Genomic DNA, 18,653 nt, shown 5'->3' on the forward strand with positions numbered 1-18,653 from the left:
AGCACCTTCCGTGGGAAACCCCCGAGCCTCCCGCCGCGCTTCTCGAGGCGCCTCTGCTGTTGTTCCGGATGTGGCCGCCATGGCCTCCGCGGTCCGGGACTTCTTGCGCGCCGCCGGTTTGCCGCTCACGGATGCGAACCTCGTTGGAACTCCCGAGCGCGTGACGGAAGCCTGGGTGAGCGAGTTCCTCGATGGCTACGGCTGCACCCCCGAGGAGGCTCTCGGGGAGACATTCCCGGCACCCGCGGACTCATCGGGCGAACTGGTGGTGGTGACGGATCTGCGGTTCCACTCCATGTGTCCGCACCACCTGCTGCCTTTTGAGGGCCGAGCGCACGTAGCCTACGTGCCCGGTAAGCAGGTGGTGGGTTTCGGGAGGCTCTCGGCGCTGGTGGACTGCTTCGCCCATCGGCTCATCCTCCAGGAAGATCTCGCCCGGGAGGTGGCCCGCTCGCTCGCGCGGGTGCTGGGCAGCCCCGCGACCGCGTGCATCATCGAGGCGAAGCAGGCGTGCTTGCGCCTGCGTGGGGACAAACAACGTGACGCCGTCACGCATGCGGAGGCCTACGAGGGCCGCCTGCGGAAGGACGGAGCCTTGCGCCGCGAGCTGTGGACGCGGCTGGGGATGCCGAGATGAGCATGCCCTCGGAGAAGAAGTTCCCGCACGTGGAGCCCGAGCGGCTTGAGCGGGCGTGGATGGCGTTGCTCGAGGTGCTGTCTCCCGGGCAGGTGCGGCGCGACGAGGACACCCGCGCCCAGTACTCCCGTGACGAGTCCGACAGCGGCGTCTATCCGCCGGACATCATTGTCTTCCCCGAGAGTACAGCGCAGGTGTCGGCGGTCTTCAAGACATGCCAGTCCCTGGGCGTGCCCTTCACGCCATGCGGGGCGCGCAGCGGCAAGAGCGGAGGCTCACTGCCCCTGCGCGGCGGCGTGTCCGTGAGCCTGGAGCGCATGAACCGCATCCGCTCCATCTCCGTGGAGGATCTCACCGCCGTGGTGGAGCCGGGCGTCATCACCGGCGACCTCATGAAGGCAGTGGAGGAGGTGGGGCTCTTCTATCCACCCGATCCCAACTCATGGCAGTTCTGCACGATGGGTGGAAACATCGCGGAGAACGCGGGAGGCCCTCGTGCACTCAAGTACGGAGTCACGCGTGACTATGTGATCGGTCTGGAGTGGGTGCTTCCCAGCGGAGAGATCCTCCATGTGGGCCGGCGCACCATCAAAGGAGTGGCCGGGTACGATCTCGTGGGACTCTTCGTGGGCTCCGAGGGCACGCTCGGCGTGGCCACGGAGATCACCCTCCAGCTCATCCCCAAGCCCCGGCATGTGATGACGGCGCTGGTCATCTTCGACTCCGTGCTCACCGCGGCGCGTGCCGTCACAGCGGTGCTCGCGGCGGGCATCCTGCCGCGCACCTTGGAGCTCATCGACGACGTGGCGCTGAAAGCCGTGGATGGCCGAGGCTTCCACTTCCCTCCGGGCGCTGGCTCCGCGGTCATCCTCGAGGTGGATGGCAACGTGGAGGACGGTCTGTTGGCGGAGCTGGCTCAGGCCGGAGAGATCTGCGAGCGCCTGGGTGCCACGCAGACGCTCGTCGCCCAGAGCGAGGATCAGCGCGAGAAGCTCTGGGCCGCCCGGCGTGTCGTCTCCACGGCCCTGCGCGCGCTCAAGCCTCACAAGATCTCCGAGGACATTGCGGTTCCTCGCTCACGCATCCCGGAAATCATCGAGAAACTCAAAGCAATGGGCGCGGAACTCGGGCTCATGGTGGCCACGTATGGCCATGCGGGCGACGGGAACCTCCACGCCAACATCCTCTACGAGGGACCCCACCAGCGCCCACTCGTAGAGACGGCTATCCGACGCATGCTCGAAATGACGGTGCAGATGGGCGGCACGATCACCGGCGAGCATGGAGTGGGACACGCCAAGCGCGACTACTTGGCCCTCGAACAGAGCCCCGCCGTGCTCGACTTCCAGCGCCGACTCAAGGCCTTCTTCGACCCATCAGGCCTTCTCAATCCTGAGAAAATGTTTCCCGATCCCGAGCGTTTCTAAAGACACGGTAGCAATGGAACGCGCGGCGAGGCGTGCGGTGAAAAGACACGCTCTAACGAGAGAAAAAATTCCCGCACTGGAATGAGAAACCCTTTTGCTCGTTGCGCGTCTTAGAAGCATGCGGCGCGGGCGGGAGTGACCACAGCGCGTCGGAGCATCTCGGAACGGAGGTCGGGAATCATGGCCAATACGACGAAGTATGCGGCGGAGGGCCTGTCGCACTACCTGCGTCACCTGGGCGGGCACCAGCAGCTGACGCGGGAGCAGGAGTACGATCTGGCGAGACGCGCTCGCAAGGGCGAGGAGGCCGCTCGGCAGACCCTGGCAACTTCCAACCTGGCGTTCGTCGTAGCGGTCGCCAAGAAGTTCGCCAACCGCGGAGCCCGGCTGGATGACCTCATCCAGGAGGGCAATGTCGGTCTGATGAAGGCGATCGAGCACTTCGATCCCAAGAAGAACGTGCGCTTCGCCACCTATGCCGTGTGGTGGATTCGCGCGTACATCACCCGCTATCTGAAGGACAACCGCAGCCAGGTGCGCGGAGGTGAGTCCGAGCGGGGCAGCATGGTGGACTTCTCCCTGGATGCCTCGATTGATGAGGAGGGGGAGACGACGTTCCTGGATCGGCTGGAGGACGCCGGTCCGACTCCGCAGGACTCCTTCCTGTTCCACGAGCAGAACGTCGAGGTGCAGGAGGCGCTCGCCAAGGTTCGCAAGCGCATTGGGGACCTGGGGTGGGACATCCTTCAGGAGCGGCTCACCCAGGACAAGCCGCTGACCCTGGAAGAGCTGGGCCAGCGGTGGGGCGTGTCGCGTGAGCGCGTGCGCCAGGTGGAGCTGAAGACCAAGAGCTTCCTCGAGCGCTACCTCTCCGCGTTCAACCAGGACGAGGAGAACGAGGACGCCGAGAACATGGCTGCTGACGCGGCCTGAGCGACGGCAACTCCCAACTCCTTCCGCGAGCAGGGCGGTACCCCGGGTGCAGTGACCGGGGGCCGCCCTTCTCGTTTTTTCGAACCTGCCTGCTCGCTTTTGACGCAGCCCGCCATGGCAGGTCGGGTTGCTGGGGGACAAGAGCGCATGTTAACACCGCCGCCCATTCGCTTGATTTTGCTCGCCCTTTGACTGCTGGTGGCAGTTAGGACCCATGCAAGCGAAGATCGCCAAGGAGCTGGAATGAGAGCGGAGATTCAGATGCAGGCGCCCGTCCCTTCCACTGGGACCGCGACGAAGAACCTGGTCGAACTGGTGATCGAACGAGCCAAGGATTCTTCGAAGGTTGCTGTCACCTACAAGAAGGATGGCAAGTGGCAGGAGAGCCACTGGCCCGAGGTGCTCCAGCAGGTGAAGACGCTGTCCGCGGCGCTGGTGGCGCAGGGCGTGAAGCCCGGTGATCGCGTCGCCATCTTTGCCGGCACCTCGCTGCAGTGGCTGGTCTGCGATCTGGCCATCTCGGCCGCGCACGCCGTCACGGTGCCCATCTATTCGTCCAACACCCCGGACGAGTGCCGCTACATCCTCAACCACTCGGAGACGTCGCTCGTCTTCGTGGACAGTGATGAGAAGGATGCCAAGCAGGTGGGGCGGCTGTCTCGCATCCGTCAGCGGATCGGCGAGTGTCCCTCCGTCCAGAAGATCGTCGTCTTCGAGGGCGATGCCTCCGGCGATCGGGAGATGAAGCTGTCGGACCTGTTGGCCAAGGGCGTGGCGGCGGAGAAGGAGCAGCCCGGGGCCTTCGAGGAGCGGGCTCGCGCGGTGAAGCAGGATGACGTCTGGGGCTTCGTCTACACCTCGGGCACCACGGGCGATCCCAAGGGCGTGATCCTCACGCACGGCAACTGGGCCTACCACGCCGAGGCGACGCAGAAGATCGGCCTGATGGAGCCGAACGACTCGGTCATGCTGTTCCTGCCGCTGGCGCACGTGTTCGCGCAGGTGGTGAAGGCGGCCTGGCTGGGAATGGGCTACCGCCTGGTCATCGCCGAGTCGGTGGACAAGCTGCTGCCCAACCTCATCGAGACGAAGCCCTCCGTGCTGCCGGCGGTGCCGCGCGTCTTCGAGAAGGTCTACAACAACGTGGTGGCCAACGGCTCGTCGGCGCCGGGCATGAAGGGCAAGCTGTTCCGCTGGGCCTTCAAGCTGTTTGACGAGTACACCGAGGCGCGCATGCAGGGCCGCGAGTACAGCTCGCTGGGCTTCTCGCTGGCCAAGGCGCTGGTGTTCAGCAAGGTGCGCGCCACGCTGGACGAGAAGCTCGGTGGCAACATGCGCCTGTTCGTCTCGGGCGGCGCGCCCCTGTCCCGGAAGATCGCCTACTTCTTCGATCTGCTCGGCTTCAAGGTGCTGGAGGGCTACGGCCTCACGGAGACGTCCGCGCCCTGCAGCGCCAACCGGCCGGAGAAGATCAAGATCGGCACCGTGGGCCCCGCGCACCCGGGCACCGAGATCAAGATCGCCTCGGATGGCGAGATCCTCGTGCGCGGCCCGTGCGTGATGAAGGGCTACTACAAGAACCCCACCGCCACCGCCGAGGTCATCGAGCCGGATGGTTGGTTCCACACGGGAGACATCGGCGAGTTGGACGCGGATGGCTACCTGCGCATCACCGACCGCAAGAAGGACATCATCGTCACCGCGGGCGGCAAGAACGTGGCGCCGCAGAACCTCGAGAACACGCTCAAGACGTTCCCGCTCGTCAGCCAGGCCATGGTCTACGGCGACCAGCGGCCCTTCCTGGTGGTGCTCATCACCGTGGCGGAGGACGTCGCGCGCAAGCTGCTCAAGGACAAGGGCGTGGAAGGTGGCACCTACGCGGACCTGGGCAAGCGTCCCGAGATCCGCACCGCCGTCCAGGAGATCATCTCCAAGGTCAACGAGGAGCAGCCGCCCTACAGCACCCTCAAGAAGTTCGAGATCATGGAGCACGACTTCACCCAGGAGAGCGGTGAGCTCACGCCGACGCTCAAGGTGAAGCGCAAGTTCTGCAGCCAGAAGTACGCGGCGCTCCTCGCCAAGCTGTACGAGGGCGGCAAGAGCTCCGACTGAGCCGGCCGTGCTTCCGGGCCCTCACCCTGGCCTCTCCATCATGAGGGGGGCAGGGTGGGGGACAGAGCCACTCCACAAACGGCGACGCCCGGCCTCACCTCGGAGCACGAGGCGGGTCGGGCGTTCAAGCCTGTTCAAGGCTCCGATAAGGAGCTGTATCAGCCCTGGTGGCTGGCCGACTTGGCCGAGGAGTTCTGGTCCACCGTGGTGGCGCTGGCCAGCGTCCCGTTCTGGGGCTTCTTCTCCTCGGGGGCCTGCTCGCCCTCGCCGCTGAAGCCGCGCTTGAAGTTCTTGATCGCGCTGCCCAGCGAAGCGCCCAGCTGTGGCAGCTTCGAGCCGCCGAAGAACAGCAGCAGCACCGCGAAGATCAGCAACAGCTCCGGCATCCTTAGACCGCCCATTGACCGCTCCTGGAAGTAACCGGAGCCAGCATACCGGCCGGAGCGGCGGCTCGCCAGTGACTCTGCACGGCCTTTCAGGGCTGGGCGGCTGCTGGAGGAGCAAGTTCCTGCATGGAGCCTCCCGGCACGGTGAGATAGAGGGTGCTTCCCTCCGCATCCGTCTCCACGCCGACACTTCCTCCGTGCACCTCCACCTCCTGCCTCGCCAGGTGCATGCGCAGCGGATCCTCCAGCTTCTTCTCCCGGAAGGCCCGCTCCTGGTGCCGGAAGATCAGGCGGATGTCCTCCTCGGACAGCGGCAGGCCCTCGCGCCGCACCTCGATGCGCACCCCCGAGGCTTCGGGAATGGCGCGCACGTGGATGTACTCACCCGGCTGGGCGCGGCTCAGTTGGTGCTGCACGAACGCCTCCACCGCGTGCTGGATCCGGCCGCCGTCGATCTCCACCAGCGGTAGGGGCGCCTGTCCATCCAGCACCACCGTCACTCCTGCCGTCTTCGCTGCCGACTGCTGGTGCTCGACAGCTGAGGCGAGCAAGGGCTCGAGCGGCTGCCGTTCCCGCTCGAAGGACAGCGAGCCCAGCTCCGCACGGCTGGCATCAAAGAAGTCCTGCGAGAAGGACAGCGCCCGGTCGGCGTTACGCAGGATGGTCTCCAGGCCGCGATGGGCCTTGGGCTCCAGGGGGATCCGGCCGCTCAAGAGCATGGCTGCATAGGAGCGGATGTTGGCCAGCGCGCCCCGCAGATCATGCGAGGCCAGCCCCAGGTAGCGCACCCGGCGGCCGGTGGCCTCCTCGGTCTGTGTACTCACCGGCCAGGTCCACACCAGCCGCGCCCCATCTTCCAGCGGGACTTCTCCTGCCCGCACGGCCACGCCATCTCGCTCCCAGGTGTCGTCCGCGTCGGCCCGAGCGTGGAAGCCGGCCTGCTCCAGCAGATCTCCCCCGGACTCGAGGACAGGGGGGAGTGTTTCGAGACCCAGATGTTCGAGCAACCGTGGGCCAAGCAGCCGAGGGGCCCCCTGTCGCGGCAGGAGGACGAGCCCGGGAGCCTCCACCCCACCGTCTGCTCCTCGCGCCCTCTGGCCCATCAGTCCTCCCTCCTATCGTACGGATCACGGGAAAGGGTGGGGAGCGACTGTCGGTTTTGCAACGGGCACCTGTTCGCAGGGGGACGTCACCCGCTTTTTCTTGCGCCCCAGGTGGCTGAATTTGATGGAGAATCCCCTGCTGCCTATTCGGGAGAAGACTCTCTGGCTCCACCCAACACACAGCACAGTGGTTCGACCGTGATTCTCGTCGTGGACGACGACCCGGACATCCTGGAGGCCCTCTCGGAGATCCTCGAGGCCGAGGGTTTCGAGATCCGCCGCGCCCGGAATGGCAAGGAGGCGTTGGAGCGGCTCGAGCCTGATCCCCCGCAGCTCATCCTGCTGGACCTGATGATGCCGGTGATGGACGGCTGGGAGTTTGCCCAGCGCATGCGCCAGAAGCCGGCGGCCATCTCCAGCATCCCGCTCATCGTCCTGAGCGCGGACCGCAATGTGGGCAGCAAGGCACTGGACATCGGCGCCGTGGGTCACCTGGCCAAGCCGTTCGAGCTCAATGATCTGCTCGAGATGGTCCGTCGCGCGCTCAAGGGGCCACCCCAGGTGCCACAACCCACCAAGGAGCCTCCTCGGGCTTGACCTCCCTCGGTGCGGACACTACGGTCCGACCGTCGTTGATTCGTCAATCGAAAACCAGGAGCGACCATGACGGCGAAGGACATCCTCGAGACAGAAATCCCTGGCGTGCTCAAGCAGAAGCCGGAGTTGGCCAAGGACATCAACTCGGTCATCCACTTCGACATTACCGGTGACAACGGTGGCAAGTGGACGTTGGACCTCACCAAGTCCGCGGATTGGGTCTCCACCGGAGCTACCGGTACTCCGAAGATGACCATCACCTGCACCAACGACGACTTCGTGAAGATCCGTCAGAAGCAGCTCAACCCCCAGATGGCGGCCATGCAGGGCAAGCTCAAGTTCAAGCCCATGGACATGGGCCTGGCGATGAAGCTGGCCAAGCTGCTCGCGTAACCGAAGCTCCTGTTCGAGGCGCCCACGATGGCGCCCTCCACCGCGGCGCGACTCCCACTGGGGGCCGCGCCGCTGTCGTCTGGACTGCCCGCTCCCATGAACACGCTCCCCCTTGCCGGACTGAAGGTGCTGGATCTCTCCCGCCTGCTGCCGGGGCCGTATGCCACGCTCGTCCTCGCGGACCTGGGCGCCAGCGTGGACAAGCTGGAGGAGCCCGAGGGCGGGGACTACATCCGCCAGATGCCGCCCCTGCGCGACGGCGAGAGCGCGCTCTTCTACGGGCTCAATCGCAACAAGCGCTCGATCACGCTCAACCTCAAGTCCCCCGAGGGCCGTGACGCGCTCAAGCGCTTGGTGCGGGGCTACGACGTGCTGGTGGAGAGCTTCCGGCCCGGTGTCATGGACAAGCTCGGGGTGGGCGAGGCCGTGCTGCGTGCCGAGAACCCGCGCCTCATCTACTGCGCCATCTCCGGGTACGGGCAGACGGGGCCGGATCGGCTCAAGGCCGGACATGACATCAACTACATCGCCCGAGCCGGAGCGCTGGGCTACGGCGGCGTGGCGGGAGGAACTCCGGCCTTCCCCGGCGTGCAGATCGGCGACATCGGCGGCGGCAGCCTCTTCGCCCTGGTGGGCATCCTCGCGGCGCTGCACGAGCGCGAGCGCACCGGAAAGGGCCGCTTCGTGGATGTGTCCATGACGGAGGGCTCCATGGCCTTCCTGCACATGCACCTGGCCGCGCGGTTGGCCATGGGCGATCAGGGACAGCCGCTTCAACGCGGGCGCGAGGCGCTCAACGGAGGCTATGCCTGCTACGGGCTCTACCGCACCCAGGACGATCGGTGGCTGGCCGTGGGCTCGCTGGAGCCCAAGTTCTTCGCCGGCCTGTGCGAGCGGCTCGGGCGAATGGATCTGCTCGAGGCGGGATACGATCTGGGCGCGGGCGCCGAGCGCGCGAAGGCGGAGCTGGCGCGCATCTTCGCCGAGCAGCCGCTGTCACACTGGCAGCAACTGCTGGAGGGCTCGGACCTGTGCATCGAGCCCGTGCTGGAGGGAGACGAGGTGCTCGCCGATCCGCAGCACCGCGCCCGAGGCCTCTTCGTCGAGGTGGAGGATGCTCAGCGCGGCCGCAAGGTGACACACCTGCTCACCCCGCTGCGCATGGGCGACAACCCGCTGCGGCCTCCCCCGGACCTGGGACAGCACTCGCGGGAGATCCTCACCGAGGCGGGCTTCTCGCCCGAGCAGATCCAGGCTCTGGGTCACAAGTGACTCGGGTGGGGTCATTTTCTTCATGACTCTTTGGGGCGGATATCCTCCTGTGAACCCATGAGGTGGGCAGAATCTTGGCATTCCTCCGTAATTGGCGGAAGCTACAGGGTTGTAGCTGCTGCTTCCGAGAGGAACCCCCCCCATGGTCGAGCTCGAGGATCTGAAAGACTTCATCTGTCGGAAGTTCTCCGAAAATGTAGGACTGCAGCCGGAGGAACTCTTTGGGCAAGACCTCTCGCTGGCTGAAGTGATCACCCGCTCGGCGCGCCTGAAGAACAGCGTGGATCTCATGGAGGCGTTCGCGAAGTCCTCGAACGCGCTTCGCAAGCAGTACGGCCTCCGGGTCCGGCTGCCGGCGCTCTCGCTGGAGACGCGCATCTCCCAAGTGGTCGAGCTGTTCGCGCAGGAGTGTCGGCAGGGGAGGGCCGCCTGATGGGAGCTGCCTTCTTCCAGGAGGTGTCGACCGCGGGCGAGTCTCGCCTCTTCGAGCTGAGCGGGCTCTCCGAGTCAGGGCCGGGCCTCTCCGAGCGCCGTCGGCCTACGGTGATTCCCGAGCTCTACCGGGCCTTCCGCGAGGAGCGCCGCACGCTGGTGGACATCCTCTGGGAGCAGCACCGCTTCCACGAGTCCCGGCGCTGGAACGCCGTCGAGCTGGTGGAGTCCGTCCGCCCGGAGAACCTCACGGATCTGGATCGCTTCGTCGTCTGGAGCGCCGGCCGCGCGGAGATGACCGCCAAGCCCAGCGCCGATCGCATGGCCCGCCTGGCGGACGTCGAGTGCCGCCGGTGGCAGGGCAAGGACGACGCCCTGGCCTCCGTCATCCAGGCGCTCGGCTCGTGGAGCCGCTACTGGAACGAGGAGGAGTCCCATCACGAGATGGGCTTCTCCCAACTGGCCCTTCAGCTGGGCTTCGAGCCGCTCAGCGACGCCTCGGTCATCGACTACCGCAAGGTCTTCCCGGATGACGACCTGCTGAGGACGCTGACGATGCTCTCGTTCTCGGAGGGCATCGCCGCGGTCAACTACGGCCAGTACGCGCGCCACGTCCGCGATCCCAGCCTGAGGATGCTGATCAAGCAGGTGGGTGCGGACGAAGTGCAGCACATGCAGTACTTCATCTCCTTCGCCAAGGCGCTGGCCGACAGCGGGGCCTATGCCCCCAAGGAGTCCTTCGCCGTGGCCCACCTCTTCCTTCGCGAGGGAGGAGAGCTCTACGGCAGCTCGCGAGCGCACGTCGAATACAGGGGTACCCACACCAATTGGTGGGATCACCTGGAGGACGGTGCCGGTAAGGCCGCGGCGGCTCCCGAGGCCCTCGAACGCAAGCGCACCCTCATCCTGCATGCCCTCAAACGGATTACCGGTATCTCCTGCTCCTCGCCCCAGGAGGTTGAGGATGTCTGGATGGACCTCGTGGGTGACTAACGACCTCACAGGTTCTCTCAATTTCCATGAAGTGCTGTATTGAAATGTCGCGTCATTCAGCGTTAGCTGCCAGGCAGTCAGGGGGAAGGGTTGGGTTCACGCTGGCCGGCCATGCATACGTATGGTCCGGACAGTCAGCCATTCCTCGGATCACATGAGGTGGCTCCCTTCTCCGTGGTGGATGAGAGCCCACATCGGCGGAGAGAACCCGACTTCGCCGCTGCGGGCTCGAAGAACGCGAGGAGCCGATGACCGACACCGGTGAGTTGGGAGCGTACATCCAGAAGAAGTTCTGCGAGAACGTAGGCCTGTCCGTCGAGGAGGTCTTCGGGCCCGATCTGACGTTGGCGGCGATCATCTCCCGCTCCGAGCGGATGACCAACAGTGTGGACCTGATGGAGTCCTTTGCACGGACCGCCAATGCCCTGCGCAAGGAGCACGGCATCCGGATCCGCCTGCCCGCGCTCGCGCTGGATACGCCGATCTCCAAGGTCCTCGAGGTGTTCCTCCAGGAAGTGGAGCGCCAGCAGGGGAGGGCTGCATGAAGACGGTGAACCCGCTCATCGAGGCGGGGGCTTCCCAGCAGCCCCCGGTGGCCCGGCAGCAACTGGAGACGTCGGGGCTGGCGGACGAGGGCGCGCGCGATTCGGGCAAGCCCTTCATCGTCGCGGACCTCTACAAGGCCTTCACGCAGGAGGGCCGCACCCTGGTGGACATCACCTGGGAGCAGCAGCGCCTGCACGAGTCGCGGCGCTGGAGCGTGATGGAGATGCTGGCGGCCATCGACGTGGAAGGCGTGACGCAGTCGGACCGGCTGCTGGTGTGGAACGCGGGCCGCGCCGAGCTCACCACCAAGCCGGGCGCGGACCGGCTGACGCGGCAGGCGGACGCCGAGTGCCGCCGGTGGCAGGGCAAGAACGACGTGCTCTCCGCCATCATGCAGGCGTGCGGCACGTGGAGCCGCTACTGGAACGAGGAGGAAGCTCATCATGAGACGAGCTTCAACCGGCTGGCCAACCTGTTCGGGCTGGAGCGCGTCTCGGATGACACGTTCATCGAGTTCCGGAAGATCTTCCCGGATGACGACATGCTCCGCACGCTGACGCTGCTGTCGATCTCGGAGATCGTCGCCGCGGTGAACTACGGCAACTGCGCGCGAGTCATCCAGGAGCCCGGCCTCAAGGCCCTGTTCAAGCAGGTGGCCGCGGACGAGATCCAGCACATGAACTACTTCGTCGCGTTCGCCAAGGCCCTGGTGGACAGCGGAGAGTACGCCGCCAAGGAGGCATTCGCGGTGGCCCACTTCTTCCTGCGTGACGGCGGCGAGGTGCACGGCAGCAAGCGCCAGCGCGTGGAGCAGCGGGACACGCACGTCAACTGGTGGGATCACCTCGAGTACCGCGAGGGCATGTACTCGCCGGACGCGATCGACAAGAAGGAGACGCTGATCTTCAACGCGCTCAAGCGCATCACCGGCATCACCGTCTCCTCGGCCGAAGAGGTCGAGGACAAGTGGATGGAGCTGGTGGGGTGCTGATCGGGCTCGGCCACGATCTGCAGGCCCTCCACGAGCTGAATGGCCGGGAGGGCCTGTGGGAGCCCGGCGTCTTCTTCACCGAGGCGGAGACGGAGCGTTTCCGCACGAGCCCCTCTCCAGTGGAGAGCCTGGCGGCGGGCTTCTCCGTCAAGGAAGCGCTCTTCAAGGCGTTGCCCCCCATCGGGGGCTGGTTCTGGACGGATGCCGAGTTGCACCACGACGCGCGGCACGCTCCGCGCTTCCGCTTCCATGGCGCCCTGCGCGAGCACATGGAGCGTCACGGTTGGGAGACGCTGCTCTCCATCTCCCACAGTGGCGGTTTCGTCTCCACGGTGGTCATCGTCGCGGCCACCGCGCGCTCTTGAACCTTCCTCGCCGGAGTCTCCTGCTTTGCGACTCGAAGAATCGTTCCTCACGCTGAGGGTGCGGCCCAACGATCTGGACAGCCTCGGCCACGTGAACAACGCCACCGCCCTGGAGTACCTGGAAGCCGGACGCTGGGCGTGGATGGAACAGCACGCGCTGCGGCGCGGCGGAAACGTCATCGCCGTCACCATGCGCATCGAGATCGACTACCGCCGGGAGATCGCCCCGCAGGAGGTGGTGGTCCGCACGGTCCTGCAGGAGCCGACCGCGGAGGAACTCGAGGATGGGGACGCGGTCCACTACCGGGCGCGGTTCCACCAACAGATCCTCGTGGACTCCGGTCGGCAGGTGGCGGTGGATGCGCAGGTTCAAGCGGCATTCGTCAGCGCGGCCGATCGGTCGCTATGCTCGGTCCAGGACTTCCTCGCCACCGCTCGCAAACCCGCTTCCTGAGCAGAGGTCTCGACATGACGACTCAGTCCCTCTCTGAGAGTTCCACTCCCTCCACGCCTGCGTCCTCGTCCCTGGTCCGGGACGAGTGGTGGGTTCCCACCAGCGGAGGTCACCAACTTCACGTGGTACAGGTGAGCACCGGCGCCGCGGGCGCGGGAGCCCCGGGGATCCTGTGCCTGCATGGGGTGTTCTCCGACGGGCGCTTCTTCCTGGGCTCGAGCGGCGACGGGCCGGCGCGCTACTTCATCGATCAAGGCTGCACCGTGTACATCGCGGAGCTGCGAGGCCATGGAGGCAGCAAGTGGCCCGAGAAGCGGGCGTGGGACTGGAGCTTCGACGCCTACGCCCAGAATGACATCCCGGATCTGGTGCGCGCCGTGCGGGCGCGGCACACCGGGCCGCTCTTCCTGCTGGCGCACAGCATGGCCGGATACGCGGCGTTCGCCGGGTTGGGGCTCCACTCGGATGCCCAGAGCATGCTGAGTGGAGTGTGCACGCTGTCTGCCGCCGTGAATGACTACAGCGATGGCGGGTTGAAGAAGGCGGTGATGCTGCGCTTCTCCAGCGTGGTGGCTGGGCTGTTCGGCCGTTTCCCGGCCAAGGCGCTCAAGCAGGGCCCGTCGGACGAGCCCGCCGCGCTCATGAAGCAGTTCGCCGAGTGGGCCTCCACGGGGGCGTTCCGCAGCATGGATGGGAGCACGGACTACTGGCAGGCCTTGGGGAAGGTGACGATCCCGGTGTTCGCGGGGGTGGGGGAGGCGGATGTCTTCCATGCCTCTCCGCGCCGGGCCGAGAAACTCGTGGGGAAGCTGGGCAGCACGGACAAGACATTCGTCATCTGCGGTCGCTCGCACGGTTTCGGGAGCGACTTCGGCCACTTCGACATCATTCGCGGCAGACGGGCGCTGGCGGAGGTCCTCCCGCGGGTTCACGAGTGGATGCGTGCCCATTCGGGCACGGCCTGACGGAGCGGGGGGGACGATGCTCGGTGTCATTCAGCGGTTGGGAGAGATGGACGGCCAGCGCGGCGTGCATCTGGTCGAGGACTTCTTCAGTCCTCCTGCGCTGCTGCCCTACGCCGAATTTCCGGCGCGGGTGGCGGCATACGCGGAGCACTTCCGGGCGCAGGGCATCCAGCGTGGTGAGCATGTCATCCTGCCCTTCGAGACCGGAGAGGGCGCGTTCTTCTCCCTGTTCGGGCTGATGGAGGTGGGGGCGATCCCGCTGTCGGTGAAGCCCTACATCTTCAGTACGCCCCGGCAGAGCTACCGCGAGTTCCTGGGGCGGATCTCCGAGCGCTATCGAGCCCAGCGGGTGGTGGATGTGCCGAGCATGGGCAGCGTGGAGCTGTCCCTGCACCGGGTGCCGCTGCCTCCCGCGGGGGCGAAGATCGCGGGCGCGCACCTGCGCGAGGTGGACCCGGACGAGCTGGCCTTCGTGCAGTTCTCATCCGGTTCGACGTCGTTCCCCAAGGGGGTGCCGATCACCCAGCGCAACCTGCTGGCCAACCTGCGGATGATCACCCAGCACGACGGGCGGACCGCGGAGGATCGCGGGGTCATATGGCTGCCGCTGTACCACGACATGGGACTGATCGGCCTGTTGACGTGCGTGTCCATGGGCAACGACGTCTATGTGACGCAGCCATCCACCTTCCTCATGGATCCGCTGGGCTTCCTGGAGTTCATGTCCGAGCGCCGGGCCACGCTCTCCGTCATCCCGAATTTCGCCATCGACTATGCATTGAAGACGATGCGCGAGCTGGATGCAGAGGATCTCGAGCGGTTGGATCTGTCGGCTTTGCGGACGATCTATCTGGGCAGCGAGCCCATCAACATCCCCAACCTGGAGCGCTTCACCGAGCTGCTGCAGCCTCGCGGGCTGAAACCGACGGTGATCAAGCCCTGCTACGGCATGGCCGAGGCGGTGTTGATGGTGTCCTGCGTGGCCTGTGACGAGGCCTGGCGGGTGGTCACCGCGCCCAATGGACAGCCTGCGATCTCGGTCGGGCGGTTGCTGCAGGAATTCGAACTCCGGTTGCGCACCGAGGATGGGCGGCCCTGCCGAGACGGGGAGCTGGGTGAGATCGAACTGAGGGGTGGCAGCCTCGCGGCCACGTACTACCAGGACGAGCGGCCGCTGCGGAACGCGGACGGCTATTACCCCACGGGGGATCTGGGGTTCCTGCACGATGGCGAGCTGTTCATCACGGGCCGCGTCAACGATCGGATCAAGATCAACGGGCAGAGCTACTTCTCCAGCGACTTCGAGCAGGCCGTCGAGCGGCTGCCGTTCATTCGTCCCGGGAGGTCCGTGATCATCCAGGCGCAGGGGCGGGTGGTGGTGCTGGCCGAGGTCAGCCATCCAGGAGTGCTGGAGCGGCGGGCCGAGAATCAGCGGAAGGTGGCCGAGAAGATCCTGGAGGCGGTGGGCGTGACGGTGGCGCAGGAGGATGTGCTGTTCATCCGCTACGGGCAGATCCTGAAGACGAGCAGCGGCAAGCTCCAGCGCCGGGCCATGACGGAGGCGTACCAGCAGGGACGGATCCGCGTCGCCACTCCGATGGAACTGCGTGCGGACCTGTTGCGGATGCGCGCCCAGCGGCTCTTCTATGGCTCGCTGCTCGAGGCACGGAAGCGCGGCAGCCGGTGGCTCCAGTCCGGGCGCGCGGCGCTCGAGTCGGTGGTCCGCGGAGCGAAGCGGGGCTGAGCCTGGTAGCGCTCCAGGCTCTCTTCCATCCATGGATGTGTGATAGCTGCGGGCTCGCAAACGATGTCTGTGAGCCCAGAGGGGGGATACAACATGAAGTCTTGGAAGATCGTGTGGCTGCTGGCCGTGACGGGTCTGGTGATGGCAGGGTGCGGCAAGACTGACGAGGACGACTCCTGCACAAAGGATGCGGACTGCGCGGCGGGGCAGGAGTGCAATACAGAGACGGGGCAGTGCGTGACCGAGGCAGCACCGATCCTGACCTGTGCCACCGATCGTGACTGCGTCCTCTCGGAGATTTGCCATCCCACCGCGAAGGTCTGCGTACAGACATGCGTGGGAAGCGCGGACTGTCCGAGCAGCGCGAAGACGTGCACGGCGCTCAGCACCACGGACACCCGGAAGGTGTGTCAGTGCGCCACGGATGCGCTGTGCAACGCAGAGGGAGGCACTACCCAGCTCGTGTGCTCCAACCTGGACGATGTGTGCACGCCGAAGTGTACCAAGGATGCGGACTGTAGCTTGGGACGTACGTGCGACACGGCGACAGGACAATGCGAAGAGAAGGCGGGGAGCTTGACCTGTACACTCGATGCGGACTGTATCGAGGGGGAGATTTGCCATCCCACGGCGAAGGTCTGCGTGCACACGTGCACGGGTAGTGTGGACTGTCCGGTCACTGCGAAGACGTGTGTGGTGATCAGCACGTCCGACTCCCGCAAGGTGTGTCAGTGCTCCACGAATGCGCTGTGCAATGTAGAGGGAGGTCCTACTGAGCTGGTGTGCTCCGATCTGGACAAGGTGTGCACGCCGAAGTGTGCCGGGGCCGCGCAGTGTAGTCCGGGACGTACATGCGACACGGTGACGGGGCAGTGCAGGAAGTGAGACTGCTCCGGTGCGCTTCGCACGGGTGAGAGCCCGTCGCAGCGCAACCCATGCACCTCCTTATTTCCACTCCGCGAGCCCATGCGCCGCGTGGCACGCGTCGCCAACAAGGTCCAGGTAGAGCTGGGGCTGCTGCTTCGCGATCGTCTCCAGGTCGCGAAAGGCTCCAGCCTCTCCGAGCCTGCGGACCGTGGCTTCGAGGAGTTGGTGTGCTCGCGTCACGGCTTGCTGCTGCCGGGGCGTGGGGCTCCAGCCGTTCTCTCGCCGGTACCTGCCGAGCGTCTCCAGGAAGTGGCCGTAGAACTTGAGGGACTGGGAGAGCAGGGGGAGCCGGTACTGGGGCGCCTCCGCCAGGGCCGCCTCGTACTGCCGGGCCTCGGAGCCCAGCCGGTAGATGAGGACGTCCACCTGTGTGTCCAGGCGCTCGCCCCAGGCCTTGCGAACCGAGGGGTGACGCGCCCAGCTCGCCACGGCCTGGAAGAAGTGGAGCCCCCCGCAGGGGTGCATATAGATGCCCTGCTTCTGCTTGGGCACCTGGGGGAGTCCGGCCTTCATGCCTGCTGCCAGCTCCGCGTGAGCGCGCTCCAGGGTTGCGAGTGCCTCGTCCATTACCGCATCGAAGCGCACGGTCTCTCCCGCGGTGTTGCGGAAGGACGCTCCCGGTGCGAGCACGTGGCCCAGTGCATCCAGCGCCCAGGCCCCCTCCGGCGAGCTTGCCAACTCCGGGCGGAAGTCTCGCTCGAGGTCCTCCACGAGCGCGCCCAGTGTCACCGGACCCCAGGAAGCCTGGAACTTCCGGCTCATGGGAATGCCCGCTAGCACCAGCGTCTTCACCTGGAGGGCCGGATGCGGTTCCACGGGCGTGCCCTCCGAGGTGAAGGGCTCGAAGTACAGCCCTCGGCCCGTCGAGCCCTCCTCCCTCCGCAGGAAGTCCGCGACGATCACCTCCGCGGCGAGCCGCCTATCACTTGCCCGGAAGCCTCGGCCTTCGAGGGTGATTCCATGCGCCAGGGCCCAGGGGTTTTCAGGGCGGGCACCTTCGGTGCGGCACACCGCGCGGAGCTGCTCGGCGGTGGAGGAAGGAGCCGCAGGAGCGGCGGCAACGAGGCCGAGGAGCAGGAGCGAGCCAGGGAGGAGCATGGGCCGGGGATGGGCGCTTGTTCACCTACGATGCGCCTGATATTGACTGAAGAATCAATCTTCAAGAGGAGCGACCATGGTCAACCCCTTCACCGCAGAGCATGAGGCTTTCCGCAAGACGGTGCGAGCCTGGGTCGAGAAGGAGCTCACGCCTTACGCCCTGGAGTGGGACCGGGCGGGCATCTTCCCTCGGGAGATCTTCAAGAAGGCGGGGGAGCTGGGCTTCCTGGGCATCAACCACGATCCGAAGTACGGCGGCAGCGGCCTGGACTACTGGTTCGTCACCGCGTTCTGCGAGGAGCTGACGTACAGCCGGAACGCGGGCGTGAACATGGCGCTCATGGTGCAGAGCCAGATGGCCACGCCCATCATCAACGAGATCGGCACGGACGAGCAGAAGCGCGAGTTCCTCGAGCCGGCGCTCAAGGGCGAGAAGATCGCCGCGCTGGGAGTGAGCGAGCCGGGCGTGGGCTCGGACGTGGCGAACATGAAGACGACGGCGCGCATCGACGGCGACGACTACGTCATCAACGGCTCGAAGATGTGGATCACCAACGGCACGCGGGCGGACTTCATCACGCTGGGCGTGCGCACGGGCGAGGCCGGGTACGGTGGCATCTCGCTGGTGACGTTCCCGACGGACGTGAAGGGCTTCTCGGTGTCGAAGAAGCTCGACAAGGTGGGCAACCTGTCCTCGGACACGGCGATCCTGTACTTCGAGGACTGCCGGATCCCTCGGCGCTACGTGCTGGGCGAGGAGAACGAGGGCTTCTACAGCATCATGACGAACTTCCAGGGCGAGCGCCTGGTGGGAGCCATCTCGACGGTGGGAGGGATGGAGCGGATGGTGGAGGACTCGCTGCGCTACGGCAACGAGCGCGAGGCGTTCGGGCGGCCGCTGATCAAGTTCCAGGTGTGGCGGCACAAGTTCGTGGAGCACCTGACGGCGATCGAGGCGGCCAAGCGGCTGACGTACCACGCGGTGGCGCTGTTCGAGCAGAAGGAGAACCCGGTGAAGGAGATCTCCATGGCGAAGCTGTTCGCCGGGGATCTGGCGCAGAAGGTGGCCTACGACTGCCAGCAGTTCTTCGGAGGCATGGGCTACATCGAGGAGACGCACATCGCGCGGGCGTGGCGCGACGTGCGGCTCATCACCATCGGTGGCGGTACCTCGGAGATCATGAAGGAGATCATCTCCAAGCTGTACGGCTTCTGACGTGTAGGGCGGTTCTGTCCAATCGCGGAAGTTCCGGCTCCCGAGGAGACGGTGGGTTGTCC

General features: G+C 66.0%; 19 protein-coding genes. 16 read left to right on the forward strand and 3 right to left on the reverse strand.

Translation table 11 applies throughout. The features are described 5' to 3' along the window. Nucleotides 1-79 precede the first annotated feature (79 nt). From folE to KY501_RS06975, 4 genes are all read left to right on the forward strand, one after another. The gene (gene folE / locus KY501_RS06960) at nt 80-637 is read left to right on the forward strand and encodes a GTP cyclohydrolase I (protein WP_224361825.1); all 558 of its coding nucleotides are present in this window, start codon (nt 80-82) and stop codon (nt 635-637) included. Further along, nucleotides 634-2,064, forward strand: coding sequence for an FAD-binding oxidoreductase (locus KY501_RS06965; RefSeq protein ID WP_224361826.1), 1,431 nt, complete (start codon nt 634-636; stop codon nt 2,062-2,064). The genes folE and KY501_RS06965 overlap by 4 nt, the downstream gene beginning before the upstream one ends. A 180-nt stretch (nt 2,065-2,244) precedes the next feature. Beyond that, nucleotides 2,245-2,997: a sigma-70 family RNA polymerase sigma factor gene (locus KY501_RS06970; RefSeq protein ID WP_224361828.1), complete on the forward strand. Its 753-nt coding sequence runs from the start codon at nt 2,245-2,247 to the stop codon at nt 2,995-2,997. Between the two features lie 243 nt (nt 2,998-3,240). Further along, nucleotides 3,241-5,109 (forward strand): AMP-dependent synthetase/ligase, encoded by a 1,869-nt coding sequence (locus KY501_RS06975; RefSeq protein ID WP_224361829.1) that lies wholly within the window; start codon nt 3,241-3,243, stop codon nt 5,107-5,109. Nucleotides 5,110-5,267: 158 nt separating this feature from the next. Here the strand turns inward: KY501_RS06975 and KY501_RS06980 are convergent, their stop codons facing one another. Together KY501_RS06980 and KY501_RS06985 are read right to left on the reverse strand one after the other, a co-directional pair. Beyond that, nucleotides 5,268-5,510, reverse strand: a complete 243-nt coding sequence (locus tag KY501_RS06980) for a twin-arginine translocase TatA/TatE family subunit (protein WP_224361831.1) — start codon at nt 5,508-5,510, stop codon at nt 5,268-5,270. Nucleotides 5,511-5,584: 74 nt separating this feature from the next. Continuing rightward, the gene (locus KY501_RS06985; protein ID WP_224361833.1) at nt 5,585-6,598 is read right to left on the reverse strand and encodes a sensor histidine kinase; all 1,014 of its coding nucleotides are present in this window, start codon (nt 6,596-6,598) and stop codon (nt 5,585-5,587) included. Between the two features lie 198 nt (nt 6,599-6,796). Between KY501_RS06985 and KY501_RS06990 the strand changes: the two genes are divergently transcribed. The 11 genes from KY501_RS06990 (at nt 6,797) to KY501_RS07040 (ending at nt 15,350) form a co-directional block, all read left to right on the forward strand. Continuing rightward, the gene (locus KY501_RS06990; protein ID WP_224361835.1) at nt 6,797-7,195 is read left to right on the forward strand and encodes a response regulator; all 399 of its coding nucleotides are present in this window, start codon (nt 6,797-6,799) and stop codon (nt 7,193-7,195) included. Between the two features lie 66 nt (nt 7,196-7,261). Further along, entirely contained in the window at nt 7,262-7,588 is a 327-nt protein-coding gene (locus KY501_RS06995; protein ID WP_224361837.1) for an SCP2 sterol-binding domain-containing protein, read from the forward strand. A 96-nt stretch (nt 7,589-7,684) separates the two neighbouring features. Beyond that, nucleotides 7,685-8,860: a CaiB/BaiF CoA transferase family protein gene (locus KY501_RS07000; RefSeq protein ID WP_224361839.1), complete on the forward strand. Its 1,176-nt coding sequence runs from the start codon at nt 7,685-7,687 to the stop codon at nt 8,858-8,860. Nucleotides 8,861-9,002: 142 nt separating this feature from the next. Further along, the gene (locus tag KY501_RS07005; protein ID WP_224361841.1) at nt 9,003-9,293 is read left to right on the forward strand and encodes a hypothetical protein; all 291 of its coding nucleotides are present in this window, start codon (nt 9,003-9,005) and stop codon (nt 9,291-9,293) included. Beyond that, entirely contained in the window at nt 9,293-10,285 is a 993-nt protein-coding gene (locus tag KY501_RS07010) for a ferritin-like domain-containing protein (RefSeq protein WP_224361843.1), read from the forward strand. Before KY501_RS07005 ends, KY501_RS07010 begins: the two co-directional genes overlap by 1 nt. Nucleotides 10,286-10,533: 248 nt before the next feature. Continuing rightward, entirely contained in the window at nt 10,534-10,830 is a 297-nt protein-coding gene (locus tag KY501_RS07015) for a hypothetical protein (RefSeq protein ID WP_224361845.1), read from the forward strand. Further along, complete coding sequence (locus KY501_RS07020) at nt 10,827-11,822, forward strand: ferritin-like domain-containing protein (RefSeq protein WP_224361846.1); 996 nt, start codon at nt 10,827-10,829, stop codon at nt 11,820-11,822. Before KY501_RS07015 ends, KY501_RS07020 begins: the two co-directional genes overlap by 4 nt. Further along, a complete protein-coding gene (locus KY501_RS07025) occupies nt 11,816-12,187 on the forward strand; it encodes a holo-ACP synthase (RefSeq protein ID WP_224361847.1) in 372 nt (123 codons plus the stop codon). The genes KY501_RS07020 and KY501_RS07025 overlap by 7 nt, the downstream gene beginning before the upstream one ends. A gap of 25 nt (nt 12,188-12,212) precedes the next feature. Next, the gene (locus tag KY501_RS07030; protein ID WP_224361848.1) at nt 12,213-12,641 is read left to right on the forward strand and encodes an acyl-CoA thioesterase; all 429 of its coding nucleotides are present in this window, start codon (nt 12,213-12,215) and stop codon (nt 12,639-12,641) included. 14 nt (nt 12,642-12,655) lie between these two features. Next, on the forward strand, nt 12,656-13,606 hold the full coding sequence (locus KY501_RS07035) for an alpha/beta fold hydrolase (RefSeq protein ID WP_224361849.1): 951 nt from the start codon (nt 12,656-12,658) through the stop codon (nt 13,604-13,606). A gap of 16 nt (nt 13,607-13,622) precedes the next feature. Beyond that, nucleotides 13,623-15,350, forward strand: coding sequence for an AMP-binding protein (locus tag KY501_RS07040; RefSeq protein WP_224361850.1), 1,728 nt, complete (start codon nt 13,623-13,625; stop codon nt 15,348-15,350). A gap of 945 nt (nt 15,351-16,295) precedes the next feature. On the opposite strand, the gene KY501_RS07045 is transcribed toward KY501_RS07040, so the two are convergent. Further along, on the reverse strand, nt 16,296-17,375 hold the full coding sequence (locus KY501_RS07045; protein WP_224361851.1) for a hypothetical protein: 1,080 nt from the start codon (nt 17,373-17,375) through the stop codon (nt 16,296-16,298). Between the two features lie 76 nt (nt 17,376-17,451). On the opposite strand from KY501_RS07045, the gene KY501_RS07050 reads away from it, so the two are divergent. Next, nucleotides 17,452-18,591 carry an acyl-CoA dehydrogenase family protein gene (locus KY501_RS07050; RefSeq protein WP_224361852.1) on the forward strand — a complete coding sequence of 380 codons (1,140 nt, stop codon included), beginning with the start codon at nt 17,452-17,454 and terminating at the stop codon, nt 18,589-18,591. The last annotated feature ends 62 nt before the right edge of the window (nt 18,592-18,653 follow it).

Origin of the sequence: Hyalangium versicolor (assembly GCF_020103695.1) — a bacterium.
In the GTDB taxonomy this organism is placed as follows: Bacteria; Myxococcota; Myxococcia; order Myxococcales; family Myxococcaceae; genus Hyalangium; species Hyalangium versicolor.

Excerpts from the sequence above, each read along its gene's own strand:
- folE (WP_224361825.1), top strand. The coding sequence starts at position 80 with ATGGCCTCCGCGGTCCGGGACTTCTTGCGCGCCGCCGGTTTGCCGCTC.
- KY501_RS06965 (WP_224361826.1), top strand. The coding sequence starts at position 634 with ATGAGCATGCCCTCGGAGAAGAAGTTCCCGCACGTGGAGCCCGAGCGG.
- KY501_RS06970 (WP_224361828.1), top strand. The coding sequence starts at position 2,245 with ATGGCCAATACGACGAAGTATGCGGCGGAGGGCCTGTCGCACTACCTG.
- KY501_RS06975 (WP_224361829.1), top strand. The coding sequence starts at position 3,241 with ATGAGAGCGGAGATTCAGATGCAGGCGCCCGTCCCTTCCACTGGGACC.
- KY501_RS06980 (WP_224361831.1), bottom strand. The coding sequence starts at position 5,510 with ATGGGCGGTCTAAGGATGCCGGAGCTGTTGCTGATCTTCGCGGTGCTG.
- KY501_RS06985 (WP_224361833.1), bottom strand. The coding sequence starts at position 6,598 with ATGGGCCAGAGGGCGCGAGGAGCAGACGGTGGGGTGGAGGCTCCCGGG.
- KY501_RS06995 (WP_224361837.1), top strand. The coding sequence starts at position 7,262 with ATGACGGCGAAGGACATCCTCGAGACAGAAATCCCTGGCGTGCTCAAG.
- KY501_RS07000 (WP_224361839.1), top strand. The coding sequence starts at position 7,685 with ATGAACACGCTCCCCCTTGCCGGACTGAAGGTGCTGGATCTCTCCCGC.
- KY501_RS07005 (WP_224361841.1), top strand. The coding sequence starts at position 9,003 with ATGGTCGAGCTCGAGGATCTGAAAGACTTCATCTGTCGGAAGTTCTCC.
- KY501_RS07010 (WP_224361843.1), top strand. The coding sequence starts at position 9,293 with ATGGGAGCTGCCTTCTTCCAGGAGGTGTCGACCGCGGGCGAGTCTCGC.
- KY501_RS07015 (WP_224361845.1), top strand. The coding sequence starts at position 10,534 with ATGACCGACACCGGTGAGTTGGGAGCGTACATCCAGAAGAAGTTCTGC.
- KY501_RS07020 (WP_224361846.1), top strand. The coding sequence starts at position 10,827 with ATGAAGACGGTGAACCCGCTCATCGAGGCGGGGGCTTCCCAGCAGCCC.
- KY501_RS07035 (WP_224361849.1), top strand. The coding sequence starts at position 12,656 with ATGACGACTCAGTCCCTCTCTGAGAGTTCCACTCCCTCCACGCCTGCG.
- KY501_RS07040 (WP_224361850.1), top strand. The coding sequence starts at position 13,623 with ATGCTCGGTGTCATTCAGCGGTTGGGAGAGATGGACGGCCAGCGCGGC.
- KY501_RS07045 (WP_224361851.1), bottom strand. The coding sequence starts at position 17,375 with ATGCTCCTCCCTGGCTCGCTCCTGCTCCTCGGCCTCGTTGCCGCCGCT.
- KY501_RS07050 (WP_224361852.1), top strand. The coding sequence starts at position 17,452 with ATGGTCAACCCCTTCACCGCAGAGCATGAGGCTTTCCGCAAGACGGTG.